This window comes from Streptomyces sp. NBC_01077, assembly GCF_045162855.1.
In the GTDB taxonomy this organism is placed as follows: Bacteria; Actinomycetota; Actinomycetes; order Streptomycetales; family Streptomycetaceae; genus Streptomyces.
Map to the genome: position 1 here is coordinate 4,822,142 of NZ_CP108669.1, position 16,191 is coordinate 4,838,332.

Here is a 16,191-nt window from a genome sequence, read left to right on the forward strand (position 1 = left end):
CGGATCACGAACCTAGGCTTACCAGCACATACCCCCCTGAGCGAGAGGGAGCCCCATGGCCAAGCGAGGCAACAAGAGGCGCGCCCGCAAGAAGAAGAACGCGAACCACGGCAAGCGGCCGAACGCCTGACGCCCACGCGCGCCGGGGCCCCGGGGATCGGACTCTCCGGGGCCCCGGCGGGTACGTGCGCCGCCGGTGTCAGCAGACGTGCCGGTCGCGCGTCGGGTCGTACAGGTGGCTGTCGCGGAATTCCGAGGCCGCGAGCGTGCGGCCGACGAGGATGACGGCCGTCTTCGTGATGCCGGCCTCCTTCAGCTGGGCCGCGATGTCCTCCAGCGTGCCCCGCAGGACGATCTCGTCGGGGCGGCTGGCCATCGCCACGACCGCGGCCGGGCAGTCCGCGCCGTAGTGGGGGACGAGTTCGTCGACGACGCGGTCCACGTAACGGGCGGCCAGGTGGAGGACGAGCAGCGCGCCGCTGCGGCCCAGGGTCGCCAGGTCCTCGCCCTCGGGCATGGGCGTGGCCTGCTGCGCGATGCGGGTGAGGATGACCGTCTGGCCCACGGTCGGGACGGTCAGTTCCCGCTTGAGCGCGGCAGCGGCGGCGGCGAAGGCCGGGACGCCCGGGACGACCTCGTACGGGATGCCCGCCGCGTCCAGGCGTCGCATCTGCTCGGCCATCGCGCTGAACACCGACGGGTCGCCGGAGTGCAGCCGGGCCACGTCCTGCCCGGCCTCGTGGGCGGCGGCGATCTCGGCGACGATCTGGTCCAGGTCCATCCGTGCCGTGTCGACGAGCTTCGCGTCCGGCGGGCACTCGGCGAGCAGCTCGGTGGGGACGAGGGAGCCGGCGTACAGGCAGACCCCGCACTTCGCGAGCGTCCGCGCGCCGCGCACGGTGATCAGGTCGGCCGCGCCGGGGCCCGCGCCGATGAAGTAGACGGTCATGCTTCCTCTTCCTTGGTGACGGACCACTGCGTGACCGGCATCGCCTGGCGCCAGCCGGTGAAGCCGCCGACGGGGACGGCGGCGGCGACGGCGAGCCGGATCAGTTCGCCGCCGTGGCGGCGGTAGCGGTCGGCGAGCAGTGCCTCGGACTCCAGCGTCACGGTGTTCGCGACGAGCCGTCCGCCGGCGGGCAGTGCGTCCCAGCAGGCGTCGAGGAGGCCGGATGCGGTGAGGCCGCCGCCGATGAAGATCGCGTCGGGGGTCTCCAGGCCGGAGAGGGCCGCGGGCGCCGGGCCCGTCACCACGCGCAGGCCCGGGACGCCGAGGGTGTCGGCGTTCCGGGTGATCCGCGCCGCCCGTTCCTGCGCCTTCTCGACCGCGATCGCCCGGCAGGAGCGGTGCGTCCGCATCCATTCGATGCCGATGGAGCCGGAGCCGCCGCCGATATCCCAGAGGAGTTCGCCGGGCGCGGGCGCGAGGGCGGCGAGCGTGGCGGCCCGGACGTACCGCTTGGTGAGCTGCCCGTCGTGGTCGTACGCCTCGTCGGGAAGGCCGGGTACGGCACCGAGCCGGAGCGTGTCGGGGTCCCGTACGCAGTCGAGGGCGAGCACGTGGAGCGCGTCGGTCCGCTCGTACGGCCAGTCGGCAGCGCTCGCGTCGAGGACGCGCTCACGGGGCCCGCCGAGCTGCTCCAGGACGCGGATCCGGGTGCCGCCCCAGCCGGTCTCCCGGAGCAGGGCCGCGACCTGCGCGGGAGTCTCGGGGCCTTCGCCGAGGACGAGGAGCCGGCGCCCGGGGTGGAGCGCGGCGGAGAGCGCGGCGAGGGGCCGGGCGACGAGCGAGACGGTCTCGACGGTCTCCAGGGGCCAGCCGAGCCGGGCGGCGGCGTACGAGACGGAGGACGGGTGGGGGTGGATCCGGAGGCGGTCGGCGCCGACGGTCTCGGCGAGGGTGCGGCCGATGCCGTAGAAGGACGGGTCCCCGCTGGCGAGGACGGCTGTCGCCCGGCCCTGGTGGGCGGCGAGCAGTCCGGGGACGGCGGGGCGGAGGGGGGACGGCCAGGTGACGCGCTCGCCGGGGCAGTCGTCGCCCGGCAGGAGGTCGAGCTGACGGGGGGCGCCGATCAGGATCTCGGCGGTCCGCAGGACACGGCGCGAGCTCTCGGGGAGCCCGTCCCAGCCGTCCGCGCCGATTCCGACGACCGCTATCGCACCGTTCACGTGCGCGACTTTACGTGAGGGCCGTTTTCCGGCGGTACGTGGCGGGCCCCACTCGGACCCCGCTCGGACCTCGCGCGGACCCCGCTCGAACCCCGCGCGAGCCCCGCTCGAACCCCGCGCGGACCCCCGCCGCTCCGTCGGGCGGCCCTTACTTCTGGGCGTTCTGCCCCACGTAGAAGAGCAGCCACACGAAGCCGGCGAACGCGTGCGTGGCGAAGACGTACACGAAGACGCGCAGCGCGACGCCGCGTTCTTTCCAGCGCTCGTAGTCGGACATGGACACCAGAGTACGGCCGGGAATAGGTCGCGGGGGTGTGCCGTTGAGCGGGATAGTTTACGATTCAACCAACGTACGATTCAACCATCAGCCCCGAGGCGAGAGGTGAGCACGATGCAGTTCGGGATCTTCACCGTCGGTGACGTGACGACCGACCCCACCACCGGCCGTACCCCCACCGAGCACGAGCGGATCAAGAACACCGTCGCCATCGCGCTCAAGGCCGAGGAGGTCGGACTCGACGTCTTCGCGACCGGCGAGCACCACAACCCGCCGTTCGTGCCCTCCTCCCCCACCACCCTCCTGGGGCACATCGCCGCCCGCACGGAGAACCTGATCCTCTCCACGTCCACGACGCTGATCACCACCAACGACCCGGTGAAGATCGCCGAGGACTACGCGACCCTCCAGCACCTCGCCGACGGCCGCGTGGACCTGATGATGGGCCGCGGCAACACGGGCCCGGTCTACCCGTGGTTCGGGCAGGACATCCGGCAGGGCATCCCGCTCGCGATCGAGCACTACGCGCTCCTCCACAAGCTGTGGAGGGAGGACGTGGTCGACTGGGAGGGCAAGTTCCGCAGCGCCCTCCAGGGCTTCACGTCCACCCCGCGCCCGCTCGACGGCGTCCCGCCGTTCGTCTGGCACGGCTCCATCCGCTCCGCCGAGATCGCCGAGCAGGCGGCCTACTACGGTGACGGCTTCTTCGCGAACCACATCTTCTGGCCCAAGCAGCACACCGAGAAGATGGTCCGCCTCTACCGCCAGCGGTACGCCCACTACGGCCACGGCACCCCCGAGCAGGCCATCGTCGGCCTCGGCGGCCAGGTGTTCATGCGCAAGAACTCGCAGGACGCGATACGCGAGTTCCGCCCGTACTTCGACAACGCGCCGGTCTACGGCCACGGCCCGTCCCTGGAGGAGTTCTCCCGGGAGACCCCGCTGACCGTCGGCTCGCCGCAGGAGGTCATCGAGCGCACCCTGTCCTTCCGCGACTACGTGGGCGACTACCAGCGGCAGCTGTTCCTGGTCGACCACGCGGGACTGCCCCTCAAGACGGTCCTGGAGCAGCTCGACATCCTCGGCGAGGAGGTCGTCCCGGTGCTGCGCAAGGAGTTCGAGAACCTGCGCCCGGCCGGCGTCCCCGCCACGGCCCCGCTGCACCCCGCCGTCCTCGCCCACAGCACGAAGGAGTCGTAAGCCATGCAGACCCTGAAGCTGGTCGCCGTCTCCGCCGGCCTCAGCTCCCCCTCCTCCACCCGGCTGCTCACCGACCGGCTCCTCCAGGCCGCCCGGTACCGGCTGACCGAGCAGGAGTACGCCGTCGACGTCCAGGTCGTCGAACTGCGCGACCTGGCCGTCGACATCGCGAAGAACCTCGTGACCGGCTTCCCCTCCGGGCAGCTCCAGGACGCGATCGACGCGGTGACCGGCGCCGACGGGGTCATCGCGGTGACCCCGGTCTTCACCGCCTCCTACAGCGGTCTGTTCAAGTCGTTCTTCGACCTGATCGACCCGACCGCGCTGACCGGCACCCCGGTCCTCATCGGGGCGACCGGCGGCACCGCCCGGCACTCGCTCGTCCTGGACCACGCCCTCCGGCCGCTCTTCGCCTACCTGCGGGCCCTCGTCGTCCCGACCGCCGTCTACGCGGCCTCGGAGGACTGGGGTTCGGGCGGCGACGCATACACGGACGGGCTGCCCTCCCGGATCACCCGAGCCGGGAACGAGTTCGCCGACACGGTCGCGGCCCGGCCGTCCCGGCGGCTCGACGACGACGAGGTCGTCCCTTTCGAGAAGCAACTGGCCGATCTGCGCCTTGATTGATCCTTTTGTTACGTTGTGGGAGAGGGTTCCCGACAACGAACGGAGGTCGGCGATGGCCGGCAGGATCGTGGTGGGCGTGGACGGCTCGGAACCGTCCCTGAAGGCGCTGCAGTGGGCGGCCGGGCAGGCCGCCCTCACCGGGGACTCGCTCCAGGCGGTCATCGGATGGGAGTACCCGGCGTCCTGGTCGATGGCGCCCGGGGTACCGCCGGACTTCAACCCCCAGCTGCTCGCCGAGCAGTCCCTGGACGAGTCCCTGACCAAGGCGCTCGACCCGGCCGTCGCCGCCGGCGTGACCCGTACGGTCGTCAGCGGCAACCCGGCCCAGGCCCTGATCGACCAGGCCGAGGGCGCGTCCCTGCTGGTCGTCGGCGACCGCGGCTACAGCGGCTTCAAGGCGGCGGTCCTGGGCTCCGTGTCCAGCAGGGTCACCCAGCACTCCCCGTGCCCGGTGGTGGTCGTCCGGGGCACCGGGGACTGACAGGGCGTCCTCAGGCGGGGACCACCGGGGACTGACAGGCGCTCCTCAGGCGGGCACCACGTCCGCCACGACGCACGCCACGTTGTCCGGGCCGCCCAGGTCCCGCGCCAGCGCGACCAGCGCCCCGGCCGCGTCGTCCGGACCGACGCCCGCGGCGAGCGCGCGGCGGATGTCCTCGGCCGGCGCGACCGCGGAAAGCCCGTCCGTGCACAGCAGATAGCGGTCGCCGGGCCGCGTCTCGTGCACTCCCAGCTCCGGCTCGGGCGGCACGTCCCCGCCGTCCAGGGCCTTCAGGAGCAGCGCCCGGTCGGGGCGGTCCGCCGCCTCGGCCGGGTCGAGTTCGCCCGCGTCGACCAGGGCCTGGACGACGGTGTGGTCGCGGGTGAGGCGTACGAGCGTGCCGTCCCGCAGCAGGTACGCCCGCGAGTCACCCACGTGCGCGAGGGCGAGGCGGCCGCCCGTCCACACGGCCGCGGTCAGCGTCGTGCCCGACTCGGCCAGGCCGGAGACCGCGTCGTCGGCCGTGCGCACCGCGTCCTCCAGGGCGTTGAGCACGTCCCCGGCGCGCGCCGACGGCGCCGGCGGCGGTACGGCCTCCAGCGCGCCGACCGCGGCCAGCGCGGCCCGCTCGCCCTCGGGTCCGTACCCGTCGGCGACGGCCAGCAGGTGCGGGCCCGCGTGGGCCGCGTCCTGCTGGGCGGCGCGGACCAGGCCGCGGTCGAGGCGCACGGCGGTCCGCAGCGCGAAGGCGGGTGAGGTGGTCGTCCCGGAAGTCGTCCCGGAGGTCGTCTCGCCGGTCGCCCTGTCGGTTGTCTCGCCGGTCGTCTCGCCGGTCATCTCGTCGGTCATCTCGGTGTGTCCCTTCAGCCGGTCCACCAGGGAGGCCGCCAGATCCCGCCGCGCCGCGGTCCGCGACTCGACCCGCGCCCAGTAGCCGCGGATCGCGCGGGCCGCGGCCGCCGCGTCCGACGCGTACAGCGCGCAGACCCGTCCCACCTCGGCGAGCGGCATGTCGATCCCCCGCAGCCAGGCGATCAGCCGGGCCCGTTCGAGCTGCTCCACGGCGTAGTGGCGGTAGCCGGTGAACGGGTCGACGCGGGCGGGCGGCAGCAGGCCGAGCTCGTCGTAGCGGCGCAGCGCCTTGGCGGAGAGCCGGGACGCGCGGGCGAAGTCCCCGATGGTCAGCATCGGCCCGGACACGGGCGTGGACATGGGCTCTTCGTCGCGCACGGCTCGATTCTCCTCCCTGTACCGGGCTTTCCGCCCGGCACGAGCGATGCTGGGCCTTCCCGGCGGGGGAAGGTCAACCGCGAGGCGGCATACGTCGTGCGCCCGGCCGGTGCCCGGCGCATGATGCCTTCATGGACATCAAGCTGGAGCTGATCGGCGTGCCCGTCACCGACATCGACCGGGCCAAGGCCTTCTACGAGCGCGTGGGCTTCCATGCCGACCACGACATCCCGGTCAGCGACGACATCCGGTTCGTCCAGATGACCCCGCCCGGCTCGGCCTGCTCGATCGCCTTCGGCAAGGGCATCACGGAGATGACCCCGGGCTCCCTCGACAACATGCAGGTCGTCGTCACCGACATCGAGGAAGCCCACCGCGACCTCACCACTCGCGGCATCGAGGTCAGCGGGATCGACGACCAGCCCTGGGGTTCCTTCGTCTACTTCGCCGACCCGGACGGCAACCGCTGGGCCGTCCAGCAGACCACGCCGCGCAGTCGCTGACCGCTACTTGCGGTTGTAGAGCCGCATCGTGACCGTGCCGAAGACCACCACGAACAGCGCGGACCACCCCAGCGACCACGCGATGTCCGCCGCCGGCCAGTTCCCGGCCATCAACTCCCGTACCGCCGTCGCCAGGTGCGTCACCGGGCTGTTGTTCACGAAGGCCTGCAGCCAGCCCGGCATCGTCTTCGGGTCGACGAACACGTTGGACAGGAACGTCAGCGGGAAGATCACCATCATCGACACGCCCATGACGGACTTCTCGCTGCGCAGCATCAGACCGAACATCGTCCAGATCCACGAGAACGCGAACGAGAAGACCACGAGCAGCGCGACCCCGAGCAGGACGCCCACGATCCCGCCGTCCGGCCGGTAGCCGATGATCATGCCGACGGTCAGCATCACGGCCGAGGCGATCAGATAGCGCACGACGTCGCCGAGGAGATAGCCGACCATCGGCGCCGGCCGCCAGATCGGCAGCGTGCGGAAGCGGTCGAAGACACCCTTCTCGATGTCGGTGTTGACCGAGACCCCCGTGTACATCGTGATCATCACGACGCTCATCACGAGGATGCCGGGCAGCAGGAACTGGATGTACGAGGAGACGGAGCCGGCCAGCGCACCTCCGAAGAGGTACGTGTACATCAGCACCATCATGATCGGGAACGCCGTCACGTCGAACAGCTGCTCCGGCACGTGCTTGATCTTCAGCATGGCCCGCCAGCCGAAGGTCATCGAGGCGGAGAGCGCGCTGGGGCGCGGCGGGCGGGAGTGCCCCACCAGCAGCGCCGCGAGTTCGTCCGCCTTCGGGGCGACGAAGTCGAGCGTGTCGGTCGTCCGGGTGTCCTTGCCGGTGGTGACGGTGGTCATGCCGTCGGTCCCTTCCGGTCGGTGTCGGTGCCGGGTGCGTGTTCGCCGGGTGCGTGGTCTCCGGCCGTGCGGTGGCCGGGCGCGTCCGCGGGCCTGTCCGTCAGCGCCAGGAACACTTCGTCGAGGCTGGGCTGGCCGAGCGCGAAGTTGTCGACCGTGATCCCGGCCCTCGACAGCTCCGTGAGGGCCCGCGCGGCCTGCTCGGCGGCGCCCAGGTCCGTCCCGTGGCCGTTGACGGTGGCGGTGAGCGCCACCGGGTCGGGTTCCAGCTGCACGGACGCCTTCAGGGCGCTCCGGAGGACCCGCTCGGCCTCCGGTCGCCGCTCGGGGTCCCGGAGCCGTACGTGCACCGACCCGGAGCCGACGGAGGCCTTCAGCTCGCCCTTCGTGCCCTCCGCGATCACCTTCCCGTGGTCGATGACGGCGATACGGGAGGCCAGCTGGTCCGCCTCGTCCAGGTACTGGGTGGTCAGCAGGACGGTGGTGCCCTGGGCGACCACCGCGCGGACGATGTCCCAGACCTGGTTGCGGCTGCGCGGGTCGAGGCCGGTGGTCGGTTCGTCGAGGAAGAGCAGGTCGGGTGTGTTGAGGATGGACGCGGCGATGTCGATACGGCGCCGCATGCCGCCCGAGTAGTTCTTGATCTGCTTGTCGGCGGCCTCCGCGAGCCCGAACGCGGCGAGCAGCTGCGCGGAGCGCTCGCGGGCGGCGGGCCGGGTGTGGCCGAGGAGGCGGCCGAGGAGGACGAGGTTCTCGGTGCCGGTCAGGTCCTCGTCGACGGAGGCGTACTGACCGGTGAGGCTCACCCGGCCGCGCACGGTGTCGGCGTCCTTGACGACGTCCTTGCCGAAGACGCTGGCCCGGCCGCCGTCGGGGCGGAGCAGGGTGGCGAGCATCTTGACGGCGGTGGTCTTGCCGGCGCCGTTGGGGCCGAGGACGCCGTAGACGGTTCCGGCGGGGACGCGGAGGTCGATGCCGTCGACGGCGCGGTTCGTGCCGAAGACCTTGACCAGGCCCTCGGTCTCGATGGCGAGGTCGGTCATACCGTGGTCCTCCAGGAGAAGAGGGCGCGGAAGAGCGCGCGGCGCGGAAGCGGGCGCTCCCCCCAGTCTCCGTCGCCCGGCGCCGTCTCGCCAGAGCGGAGGAGCTCTCCTCCCTCGCCCGGCGGAGGCGGACCGCCCTCCGGAGCGATGTCCGGGCCCGTGCCCCGGCGGGACGCTGACCGCATGATGAGAATCAAGGCCCTTCCCGACGTGCCCCGCTGGGCCGTCCTCGCCGCCCACGCCGTCCCGCTCGTCACCCTCCCGTCAGGGCTGTGGCGCCTCGCGCTCGTCGCCGGTCTCCCGGTCACCCAGGACACCGGGCTCGGCCCCTTGGGCTTCGGGGAGTCCGTGTACGTCGTCTCCCTCAGTGTCGTGTCGGAGCTGCTCGCCTTCCTCACCCTGGGGCTCGTCCGCTCCTGGGGCGAGGTCTTCCCGCGGTGGATGCCGTTCCTCGGCGGGCGCCGGGTGAACCCGGCCGCCGCGACCGGCGCGGCCCTGGCCGGGGTGGCGGGGCTGTGCGCGATCGCCGCCTGGGGCGCGTACGCCTCGTACGCCGGTCTGGGGCCCGGCATCCCGGCCACGCCGGCGCAGGACGCCCTGCTGGTCGCCTGCTACGCACCGCTCCTGGCCTGGCCGGTGCTGCTCGCCGCCGTGACGGTCGCCTATCGTCGGCGCCGCCGCGGTGACGAGCGTCGGGGTGGGGGTCGTCAGTACGGCGCAGGCCGCCCGGCGGCGTCCTCGTGGGTGTAGAAGAGGTAGTACGCGGCGGTGGCGGTGACCGCGCCGAAGGCCAGTCCGAGCCCGCTCGAAGACAGGATGCTGGCATCGGACAGGCTGAAGAGGAAGCCGACGGCGATGCCCGAGAAGGCACCCCAGGCGGCGGCCCGCACCTCGCGGGGGAGGACGTGGCCGTGGCGCCGCAGCAGGTGGATCCCCGCGGCGAGGACGATGGCCGAGATGAGGCCGAGCCACAGCTGCCCCAGGGTGAGGGGGCCGCCGTCGCGGGCGATGGTGGGCGCCCAGAGGCCGTACAGGACGCCGAGGGTGACCGGTACTCCCCAGCCGTGGGTGCTGAACTGGCGCCCGACGGGTACCGCTGCGTGTGCGGCCATGGCAGGAGCTCCTTCGTCTCTCGCCCCCCTGCTGCTTCCCGCACCCTCAAGGGCACACCCGCGCCCGGCGCCCCGCAAGTGGAGCAGGCGGCGGGCCGGGCGGAGGGGGTCGTGTGCCTCGGACGGGCGGTCAGGCGGCGGGCCGCACGGCGACCGCGTCGATCTCGAAGAGCATGCCCGGCAGGGCGAGCGCCGCGACCCCGCTGAGGGTCTGGGCCGGCAGCCGCTCGCCGAAGTGGGCGTGCAGGCCCTTGCCGAGGGCCTCCAGCTTGGCCATGTCGTGGTCGACGACGTACGAGCCGAGCCGGACGACGTTCTCCAGGCCGAGGCCGACGCCTTCGAGGGCGAGCCGCAGGTTGGTCAGGGAGAGCTCGACCTGGGCGGCGAAGTCGCCGGGGACGGGGGAGCCGCCGGCGTCGGAGGCGTACTGGCCGCCGATGAAGACGAGCTCGCCGGGCGCGGAGACGGCGTGGCTGTAGCCGAAGGGGGTGGGGTCGTGGAGGGTGTCGGGGTTGGTGATGACCCGCTGGTCGGCGGGGGCGGCGGAGGCCTGAGCGGCAGAGGTCTGGGCGGCGGAGGTCTGAGCGGTCATGACTGATCGTTCCTTCCGGAGAGTGCGGCCACGGGGAACGCGGCCAGGATGAGTGCGGCGCCCGCGAGGAGCACCGTGCTGAGGGAGTACGCGTCGGCCAGGAGCCCGCCGAGGAGGGCCCCGAGGGCGATCGCGAGGCAGAAGACGCTGACGTTGAGTCCGGTGGCGGTCTCGACGTCGTCGGGAGCGGCGGCCATGAACCAGGACTGGAGCGCGACCGAGACCCCGCCGTAGGCGAGCCCCCAGAGGAGCAGCAGCCCGGCGCCGGCGAGCGCGGAGTCGCCGAAGAGGTGGACGGCGAGGAGGACGGTGCCGAGCGCGGCGGCGATGACCGCGAGCGTACGGCCCGGAGAGCGGGCGGCCCGGGAGCCGGCGAGGAAGTTCCCGGCGACGCCCGCGACGCCGTACCCGAGGAGCAGGGCGCCGAGGAGCGAGTCGGGGATCCCGGAGTGGTCGGTGAGCAGCGGGCGGACGAAGGAGTACGCGAGGAAGTGCCCGGTGACGAGGGCGAGGGTGAACAGAAGCCCGGCCCGCACGCGCCGGTTGCGGCGGGGCAGGGCGACGAGGGCCGCCGGCCCGGAGCGGGCACCGGGTCCCTGACGCGTGCGTGCTCCCCCTCCCCCTCCCGCTCCCGTTCCCGGCAGGCGGGGCAGCAGGGCCCGCAGGGCGACCGCCGCGAACAGCGCGAGGACTCCGGTGGCGGCGAACGCCCAGCGCCAGCCCACCCGTTCGGTCAGGAGGGTGGCGGCGGGGACGCCGAGGACCGAGGCGGCCGAGACGCCGCCGAAGATCACGGCGGTGGCTCGTCGCACGGCGTCGGCGGGCACGAGCCGCGGCGCGAGGCCGCCGGCGAGCGCCCAGAAGCCGCCGATGGCGATGCCGAGCAGGACGCGGGCGCTGAGGACGACCGCGAGGTGTCCGGCGAGGGCGGAGACGAGGTTGGCGGCCGAGGCGAGGAGCAGGAAGGCCACCAGGAGCGCCCGGCGGTCGGCGCCGGCCGCGCGGACGGTGACGAGCGGTGCGGCGAGGGCCGCGACGAGGCCGGGCACGGTCACCATGAGGGCGGCGGTGCCCTCGGAGACGGAGAGGTCGGCGGCGGCCGGCGTGAGCAGTCCGACCGGTACGAGTTCGGCGGTCATGACCGTGAAGATGCCGAGTGTCACGGCGGCGACGGCGGGCCACCCGCTCACCGTGCCCTTGCCTGCCTGCCCTGCCTGCCCTGCCTGCTTTAACTGGACATCTAACATCCAGAATCACCTCCTTCAGAAGCCCTCCCGCAGCCGGGAGGGCGGCCTGTTCAGACGTTGGCGAACCAGCGGCGGAGCCGCTCGGGCGCGGCCGGTGCCTGGAGTTCGGCCCGCTCCCGGATGTCGTCCAGGGTCTGGGCCGAGAGCTCCCGGCGCCAGGCCAGGTCGGCCCGCCCCATGGCCCCGGCGATGGCGCACTCGGCGGCGTAGGTCTCCGGCGCCCCCGCACCGGGCCCCTTCTGCCGGATCTCTGTACAGCGGAAGGCCTCGTCAGGGCCTTCGACGGCGGCGACGACATCCATCAGCGTGATCCGGTCGAGGCCGCGCGCCAGCCGGAAGCCGCCCTTGGGTCCGGAGACCGAGGTGACGATCCCGGCGCGGGCGAGTGCCTGGAGCTGCTTGTTGAGATAGGCCGGGGGCAGCTCGTGATAGGCCGCGAGACGCGCGGCGGTGACCGCCCGTCCGGACCCGATCCAGGCCAGGTTCAGGCAGCTGTGCAGCGCCCATTCCACGCCCTCACTCATCTTCATATCCTGGACTCTACATATCCAGAATAGGGAGTGCAAGGACGGAACCGCCGAACACGCGGCCCGTTCAGGCCCGTTCACACGCTGCCCCCTCCGCCCCCTCACGCTCCCTCCGCCGCCAACGCCGCGAGCCGCCCGAGCGCCTCGTCGAGGACGGCTCGCGGCGGGGAGGCGAGCCCGATCCGGATCGCGTCCGGAGCCGTGTCCGTACCGTCCCGGCCACCCACCGCGAAGGCGCCGCCCGGAGTGACCGCCACGCCCGCGCGTGCGGCGGCCGCCGCCGTGAAGGTCTCCGCCCGCCAGGGCGCGGGCAGCTCCCACCAGCAGTAGTACGCGTACGGGGAGGTCCGGACGACCTGCCCGGCGAGCCGCCGCCGGACCAGGGCGTGCCGGGCCTCCGTGTCCGCCCGCTTGGCGGCGACCGCCTCGGCGACCGTGCCGTCCCCGGCCCACCGGGTGGCGGCCGCGAGCGCGAGGCCGCCCGCCGTCCAGGCACCGGAGCGCAGGGCCTCCGCCACCGCCGCCCGGAGCCGTCCGGGTACGACGAGGTAGCCGACGGTCAGGCCGGGCGCGAGCCGCTTGGAGAGGCTGTCGACGAGGAGGACCCGCTCGGGGGCGTGCGCGGCGAGCGGTGCGGGCGCGTCCGGTACGAGGAAAGCCCAGGTGGTGTCCTCGACGGCCGTCAGGTCCAGGCCCCTGAGCGCCTCGGCCAGTTCGGACCGGCGCCCCTCCCCGGCGGTCGAGGAGAGCGGGTTGTGCAGGGTGGGCTGGAGGTAGACGGCGGCCAGCGGCGCCGCCCGGTGGGCCGCCGCGAGCGCCTCGGGCCGTACCCCCTCGTCGTCGAGGGCGAGCGGTACGAGCCGGATGCCGAGCGTCTCCGCCACCGCTTTGACCAGGGGATACGTGAGCGCTTCGACGCCCAGCCGGCCGCCGGGCGGGACGAGGGCGGAGAGGGCGGCGGCGATGGCCTGCCGGCCGTTCCCGGCGAAGAGGACGCTCTCGGGGTCCGGCGCCCAGCCGGGCCGGGCGAGCACGGTCGCCGCCGCGTCGCGGGCCTCCGGGGTGCCGGTGGCGGCGGCCGGCCGGGAGACGGCCTCGGCCAGCACGTCGGGCCGGGCGAGGGCGGCGAGCGCGCGGGCCATCAGCTCCGACTGCCCTTCGGCGACGGGGTAGTTGAGCTGGAGGTCGACGGGCGCGGCGCCGGTCGCCTCGGTGAGCGCGGGGCCCGGCAGCGGGGGTGCGGCCCGGACGAAGGTGCCGCGCCCGACCTCCCCGACGACGAGGCCCCGGCGGGCGAGCTCCCCGTACACGCGGATGGCGGTCGAGTTCGCGATGGCGTGGCGGCGGGCGAAGACCCGCTGCGGCGGCAGCCGGTCACCGGGCCGCAGCCGCCCGTCCCGTACGGCGGCCTCGACCCGATCGGCGATCCTCCGGTACTCCTCCACGCCCAGCCCCTCCCCCATTGCACCGAGAGCAAAGATCTTATTGCACCGAGAAGTTGGCGGTGCCTAGCCTGCGGACATGCACGTCACCCGCACCCTCGCCACCGAGATCCACTACGAGGACAGGGGCGAGGGCCCCGCCCTCCTCCTCGTCCACGGCCACCCCTTCGACCACACGATGTGGCAGCCCCAGATCGACCGCTTCTCCCGTACGCACCGGGTGATCGCCCCCGACCTGCGCGGCTACGGCGCCACCCCGCTCGGCGCGCACCCGGACTCCACCGACCTCGGCGTCTTCGCCGAGGACCTCGTCGACCTCCTCGACGACCTGAAGATCGAGCAGTGCGTCCTCGCCGGTCTCAGCATGGGCGGCCAGATCGCCATGGAGCTCTACCGCCGCCACCCCGGGCGGATCCGGGGCCTCGTCCTCGCCGACACCTTCCCCGCCGCCGAGACCGACGAGGGCAGGACCGCCAGGAACGCCATGGCCGACCGGCTCCTCGCCGAGGGGATGAGCGGGTACGCCGACGAGGTACTGGACCGGATGGTGGCCCCGTACAACACCCATGCCGCGCCGCACGTGCACCGCATGATGCGCGAGACCGACCCGGTCGGCGCGGCCGCCGCACTGCGCGGCCGGGCCGAGCGCCCCGACTACCGGGAGACGCTCACCACGGTCCCGTTCCCCGCGCTCGTCGTGGTCGGCCGCGACGACACGTACACCCCGGTCGCCGACGCGGAGGACATGTGCACGCTGCTCCCGCACGCCACGCTCGCCGTCGTCGAACGGGCCGCGCACCTGCCCAACCTGGAGCGGCCCGAGGAGTTCGACGCCGTCCTCGACACCTACCTCCGCTCACTCGTACGGCCCAACTGAAGATTCGGATCCGCACGAACACTCGGACGATGGGGCCATGAGCCAGAACACGGCACCACCCCGCACCCCGAGCTCCTCCAGCAGCGCCTGGGCGGCCGGCGGCACGCTCTTCGCCGGCGTCCTCATGCTGATCACCGGCTTCATGGACATCTTCCAAGGCATCGCCGGCATCGCCGAGGACGACGTCTACACCCGCGTCGGCGACTACGTCTTCAAGTTCAACCTCACCACCTGGGGCTGGATCCATCTGATCCTCGGCATCGTGGTCGCGATCGCCGGTTTCGGGATCCTCAAGGGCGCGGAGTGGGGACGGGTCGCCGGTATCGCGCTGGCCTCCCTCAACATCCTCTTCCAGTTCCTCTTCCTGCCGTACCAGCCGTGGTGGGCGCTGTTCTCGATGGCCATCTCGGTCTTCGTGATCTGGGCGCTGGCCACGGACGAGCTGTACGGCTCGGACAGGAAGCACTGAGGGCGGGCCCATGAGACGCATCCCTGCCATCGCCCTCGGGATCACCACCGCGGCGACGCTCACCCTCACCGGGTGCGACGCCGCCAAGGAGACGGCGGGCGACATCGTCTCCTCGGCGACCGCCGCCGTCGCCTCGGCCGCCGAGCAGAAGATGAACGAGGTCAAGGACGGGGTGAACGCCACCGGCGACGTGAGCGCCGGGCCGACGAGCACCGACGGGGACCGCACGGTCGCCGAGATCACGGCGACCAACCCGAAGGACAAGAACGCCGACTACACGGTCATGGTCACCTTCCGGGACGCGGACGGGAACTTCCTCGACTCGGTCGTCCTGAACATCGACGGCGTCGAACCCGGCAAGTCCAAGACCGGTACGGCACGCAGCAATCGGACCCTCTCGGGCGAACCGAAGGCAGAGATCACGCAGGCCCTGCGACACTGACGGAGTGGACCGAGTCCTGACCGCAGAGCCCCCAGAGCCCGCAGAGCCCGCGAAACCCGCAGAGACCGCGGAACCCGTGAACAGCAGCCCCGCCCCACCGACCCCCGAGCCACCCCTCCGGCCCAGGCACCGCGTCACGGCCTGGGCCGCGGGGCTGCTCCTGGTCGTGCCGGCCCTGATCGCGGCCTGCCGCTTCCTGGACACGGACGCGGTCACCCCGGTCCCCCAACTGCTCTCCTTCCTCCCCTGGCTGACGGTCCCCGCGGGCCTCGCACTGCTCCTCGCCGCCGTGGCCCGGCGCCGCGTGCTGACCTTCGTGACGGTCCTGGTCCTCGGCGCGACCGCCTGGAGCTCCGTGCCGTACATGCCGCAGACCGTCATCTCGTACGGGCTGCCGCTCGCGCGGGTGAAGGTCATCGCCGCGAACGTCGAATTCGGGCAGGGAACGGGGGCGTTGACCGAGGTGATCCGGCGGGAGCACCCCCAGCTCGTCTTCGTCTCGGAATGCGACCGCGCCTGCCGGGGCACCCTCACGAAGACCTTCGCCACGGACCTCCCCCACTACGCCTCCGTCGAGGGCGAGGGCTCGGTCGGCTCGATCCTGCTCAGCGCGTACCCGCTGCGCCACTGGCGGATGATTCCCGCGGCCATGGGCATGCCGGGCGCCACGGCGGAGATCGCGGGCGTGCCGGTACAGCTCCAGCTGGCGCACCCGCTGCCGCCGCTACCGCGCCAGGTGCACCTGTGGAAGCGGGAACTGGGCCGGGTGAAGGCCGCCGCCGCCGCACAACGCACCGGAGCCATGCTGATCGCCGGCGACTTCAACGCGTCCCAGGACCACGCGGCCTTCCGCGCGATCCTCGACGCGGGCCGGCTCCAGGACGCGGCACGGCGGGCGGACGCCAGCCGCACACCGACCTGGCCCATGGAGGGCCCGCTCCCGCCGTACGTCCAGATCGACCACGTCCTGGTCAGGGACTTCAGCGTCCGCGACGTCCGCTTCCTCGCCCTCGAAGGCTCCGACCACCGGGCCGTCCTCGCCGATCTCGACCTGCGCGGGCCGCGCTGATCGGCGACGCTGGA

General features: G+C 73.0%; 21 protein-coding genes. 10 read left to right on the forward strand and 11 right to left on the reverse strand.

Features of this window, described 5'->3' with window-relative positions; genetic code table 11:
- Window positions 1-55: 55 nt before the first annotated feature.
- Window positions 56-130, forward strand: coding sequence for a 50S ribosomal protein bL37 (locus OG462_RS21640; RefSeq protein WP_015034725.1), 75 nt, complete (start codon window positions 56-58; stop codon window positions 128-130).
- Between the two features lie 69 nt (window positions 131-199).
- Here the strand turns inward: OG462_RS21640 and cobM are convergent, their stop codons facing one another.
- From cobM to OG462_RS21655, 3 genes are all read right to left on the reverse strand, one after another.
- On the reverse strand, window positions 200-949 hold the full coding sequence (gene cobM / locus OG462_RS21645; protein WP_406059874.1) for a precorrin-4 C(11)-methyltransferase: 750 nt from the start codon (window positions 947-949) through the stop codon (window positions 200-202).
- Entirely contained in the window at window positions 946-2,169 is a 1,224-nt protein-coding gene (gene cbiE / locus OG462_RS21650) for a precorrin-6y C5,15-methyltransferase (decarboxylating) subunit CbiE (RefSeq protein ID WP_406059876.1), read from the reverse strand. Before cbiE ends, cobM begins: the two co-directional genes overlap by 4 nt.
- A gap of 148 nt (window positions 2,170-2,317) precedes the next feature.
- On the reverse strand, window positions 2,318-2,446 hold the full coding sequence (locus tag OG462_RS21655; RefSeq protein WP_315893974.1) for a DUF6126 family protein: 129 nt from the start codon (window positions 2,444-2,446) through the stop codon (window positions 2,318-2,320).
- A 114-nt stretch (window positions 2,447-2,560) separates the two neighbouring features.
- On the opposite strand from OG462_RS21655, the gene OG462_RS21660 reads away from it, so the two are divergent.
- From OG462_RS21660 to OG462_RS21670, 3 genes are read left to right on the forward strand one after another with little or no spacing between them, the layout of a single operon-like run.
- A complete protein-coding gene (locus OG462_RS21660; protein ID WP_406059879.1) occupies window positions 2,561-3,646 on the forward strand; it encodes an LLM class flavin-dependent oxidoreductase in 1,086 nt (361 codons plus the stop codon).
- A 3-nt stretch (window positions 3,647-3,649) separates the two neighbouring features.
- On the forward strand, window positions 3,650-4,273 hold the full coding sequence (locus OG462_RS21665) for an FMN reductase (RefSeq protein ID WP_406059881.1): 624 nt from the start codon (window positions 3,650-3,652) through the stop codon (window positions 4,271-4,273).
- Between the two features lie 52 nt (window positions 4,274-4,325).
- Window positions 4,326-4,754 (forward strand): universal stress protein, encoded by a 429-nt coding sequence (locus OG462_RS21670; protein ID WP_406059883.1) that lies wholly within the window; start codon window positions 4,326-4,328, stop codon window positions 4,752-4,754.
- A gap of 45 nt (window positions 4,755-4,799) precedes the next feature.
- Here the strand turns inward: OG462_RS21670 and OG462_RS21675 are convergent, their stop codons facing one another.
- Entirely contained in the window at window positions 4,800-5,942 is a 1,143-nt protein-coding gene (locus tag OG462_RS21675) for a MerR family transcriptional regulator (RefSeq protein ID WP_406066644.1), read from the reverse strand.
- A 173-nt stretch (window positions 5,943-6,115) separates the two neighbouring features.
- Between OG462_RS21675 and OG462_RS21680 the strand changes: the two genes are divergently transcribed.
- Window positions 6,116-6,487 carry a VOC family protein gene (locus OG462_RS21680; RefSeq protein ID WP_406059885.1) on the forward strand — a complete coding sequence of 124 codons (372 nt, stop codon included), beginning with the start codon at window positions 6,116-6,118 and terminating at the stop codon, window positions 6,485-6,487.
- 3 nt (window positions 6,488-6,490) lie between these two features.
- Here the strand turns inward: OG462_RS21680 and OG462_RS21685 are convergent, their stop codons facing one another.
- Both OG462_RS21685 and OG462_RS21690 read right to left on the reverse strand, forming a co-directional pair.
- Window positions 6,491-7,357, reverse strand: a complete 867-nt coding sequence (locus tag OG462_RS21685) for an ABC transporter permease (protein WP_406059887.1) — start codon at window positions 7,355-7,357, stop codon at window positions 6,491-6,493.
- On the reverse strand, window positions 7,354-8,400 hold the full coding sequence (locus OG462_RS21690; RefSeq protein ID WP_406059889.1) for an ATP-binding cassette domain-containing protein: 1,047 nt from the start codon (window positions 8,398-8,400) through the stop codon (window positions 7,354-7,356). Before OG462_RS21690 ends, OG462_RS21685 begins: the two co-directional genes overlap by 4 nt.
- A gap of 183 nt (window positions 8,401-8,583) precedes the next feature.
- Here OG462_RS21690 and OG462_RS21695 point away from each other — a divergent pair, with 183 nt between their 5' ends.
- On the forward strand, window positions 8,584-9,150 hold the full coding sequence (locus OG462_RS21695; RefSeq protein WP_406059891.1) for a hypothetical protein: 567 nt from the start codon (window positions 8,584-8,586) through the stop codon (window positions 9,148-9,150).
- On the opposite strand, the gene OG462_RS21700 is transcribed toward OG462_RS21695, so the two are convergent.
- From OG462_RS21700 to OG462_RS21720, 5 genes are all read right to left on the reverse strand, one after another.
- A complete protein-coding gene (locus OG462_RS21700; protein ID WP_406059893.1) occupies window positions 9,108-9,512 on the reverse strand; it encodes a hypothetical protein in 405 nt (134 codons plus the stop codon). The two genes, OG462_RS21695 and OG462_RS21700, sit on opposite strands and share 43 nt — an antisense overlap.
- A gap of 130 nt (window positions 9,513-9,642) precedes the next feature.
- A complete protein-coding gene (locus tag OG462_RS21705; protein WP_406059895.1) occupies window positions 9,643-10,104 on the reverse strand; it encodes a RidA family protein in 462 nt (153 codons plus the stop codon).
- Window positions 10,101-11,294 carry an MFS transporter gene (locus OG462_RS21710; protein ID WP_406059897.1) on the reverse strand — a complete coding sequence of 398 codons (1,194 nt, stop codon included), beginning with the start codon at window positions 11,292-11,294 and terminating at the stop codon, window positions 10,101-10,103. Before OG462_RS21710 ends, OG462_RS21705 begins: the two co-directional genes overlap by 4 nt.
- 107 nt (window positions 11,295-11,401) lie before the next feature.
- A complete protein-coding gene (locus tag OG462_RS21715; protein WP_406066646.1) occupies window positions 11,402-11,875 on the reverse strand; it encodes an RrF2 family transcriptional regulator in 474 nt (157 codons plus the stop codon).
- Between the two features lie 104 nt (window positions 11,876-11,979).
- On the reverse strand, window positions 11,980-13,323 hold the full coding sequence (locus OG462_RS21720; protein WP_406059899.1) for a PLP-dependent aminotransferase family protein: 1,344 nt from the start codon (window positions 13,321-13,323) through the stop codon (window positions 11,980-11,982).
- 76 nt (window positions 13,324-13,399) lie between these two features.
- On the opposite strand from OG462_RS21720, the gene OG462_RS21725 reads away from it, so the two are divergent.
- The 4 genes from OG462_RS21725 (at window position 13,400) to OG462_RS21740 (ending at window position 16,177) form a co-directional block, all read left to right on the forward strand.
- On the forward strand, window positions 13,400-14,197 hold the full coding sequence (locus OG462_RS21725) for an alpha/beta fold hydrolase (protein ID WP_406059901.1): 798 nt from the start codon (window positions 13,400-13,402) through the stop codon (window positions 14,195-14,197).
- A 37-nt stretch (window positions 14,198-14,234) separates the two neighbouring features.
- Window positions 14,235-14,666 carry a hypothetical protein gene (locus OG462_RS21730; protein WP_406059903.1) on the forward strand — a complete coding sequence of 144 codons (432 nt, stop codon included), beginning with the start codon at window positions 14,235-14,237 and terminating at the stop codon, window positions 14,664-14,666.
- Window positions 14,667-14,676: 10 nt separating this feature from the next.
- Window positions 14,677-15,108 carry a hypothetical protein gene (locus tag OG462_RS21735; protein WP_406059905.1) on the forward strand — a complete coding sequence of 144 codons (432 nt, stop codon included), beginning with the start codon at window positions 14,677-14,679 and terminating at the stop codon, window positions 15,106-15,108.
- A 76-nt stretch (window positions 15,109-15,184) separates the two neighbouring features.
- Window positions 15,185-16,177, forward strand: coding sequence for an endonuclease/exonuclease/phosphatase family protein (locus OG462_RS21740; protein ID WP_406059907.1), 993 nt, complete (start codon window positions 15,185-15,187; stop codon window positions 16,175-16,177).
- The last annotated feature ends 14 nt before the right edge of the window (window positions 16,178-16,191 follow it).

What these genes read in the sequence shown, in the direction of transcription:
- cobM (WP_406059874.1), bottom strand. Translation starts at nt 949, where the DNA reads ATGACCGTCTACTTCATCGGCGCGGGCCCCGGCGCGGCCGACCTGATC.
- OG462_RS21655 (WP_315893974.1), bottom strand. Translation starts at nt 2,446, where the DNA reads ATGTCCGACTACGAGCGCTGGAAAGAACGCGGCGTCGCGCTGCGCGTC.
- OG462_RS21660 (WP_406059879.1), top strand. Translation starts at nt 2,561, where the DNA reads ATGCAGTTCGGGATCTTCACCGTCGGTGACGTGACGACCGACCCCACC.
- OG462_RS21665 (WP_406059881.1), top strand. Translation starts at nt 3,650, where the DNA reads ATGCAGACCCTGAAGCTGGTCGCCGTCTCCGCCGGCCTCAGCTCCCCC.
- OG462_RS21670 (WP_406059883.1), top strand. Translation starts at nt 4,326, where the DNA reads ATGGCCGGCAGGATCGTGGTGGGCGTGGACGGCTCGGAACCGTCCCTG.
- OG462_RS21675 (WP_406066644.1), bottom strand. Translation starts at nt 5,942, where the DNA reads ATGCTGACCATCGGGGACTTCGCCCGCGCGTCCCGGCTCTCCGCCAAG.
- OG462_RS21680 (WP_406059885.1), top strand. Translation starts at nt 6,116, where the DNA reads ATGGACATCAAGCTGGAGCTGATCGGCGTGCCCGTCACCGACATCGAC.
- OG462_RS21685 (WP_406059887.1), bottom strand. Translation starts at nt 7,357, where the DNA reads ATGACCACCGTCACCACCGGCAAGGACACCCGGACGACCGACACGCTC.
- OG462_RS21690 (WP_406059889.1), bottom strand. Translation starts at nt 8,400, where the DNA reads ATGACCGACCTCGCCATCGAGACCGAGGGCCTGGTCAAGGTCTTCGGC.
- OG462_RS21695 (WP_406059891.1), top strand. Translation starts at nt 8,584, where the DNA reads ATGATGAGAATCAAGGCCCTTCCCGACGTGCCCCGCTGGGCCGTCCTC.
- OG462_RS21700 (WP_406059893.1), bottom strand. Translation starts at nt 9,512, where the DNA reads ATGGCCGCACACGCAGCGGTACCCGTCGGGCGCCAGTTCAGCACCCAC.
- OG462_RS21705 (WP_406059895.1), bottom strand. Translation starts at nt 10,104, where the DNA reads ATGACCGCTCAGACCTCCGCCGCCCAGACCTCTGCCGCTCAGGCCTCC.
- OG462_RS21715 (WP_406066646.1), bottom strand. Translation starts at nt 11,875, where the DNA reads ATGAGTGAGGGCGTGGAATGGGCGCTGCACAGCTGCCTGAACCTGGCC.
- OG462_RS21725 (WP_406059901.1), top strand. Translation starts at nt 13,400, where the DNA reads ATGCACGTCACCCGCACCCTCGCCACCGAGATCCACTACGAGGACAGG.
- OG462_RS21730 (WP_406059903.1), top strand. Translation starts at nt 14,235, where the DNA reads ATGAGCCAGAACACGGCACCACCCCGCACCCCGAGCTCCTCCAGCAGC.
- OG462_RS21735 (WP_406059905.1), top strand. Translation starts at nt 14,677, where the DNA reads ATGAGACGCATCCCTGCCATCGCCCTCGGGATCACCACCGCGGCGACG.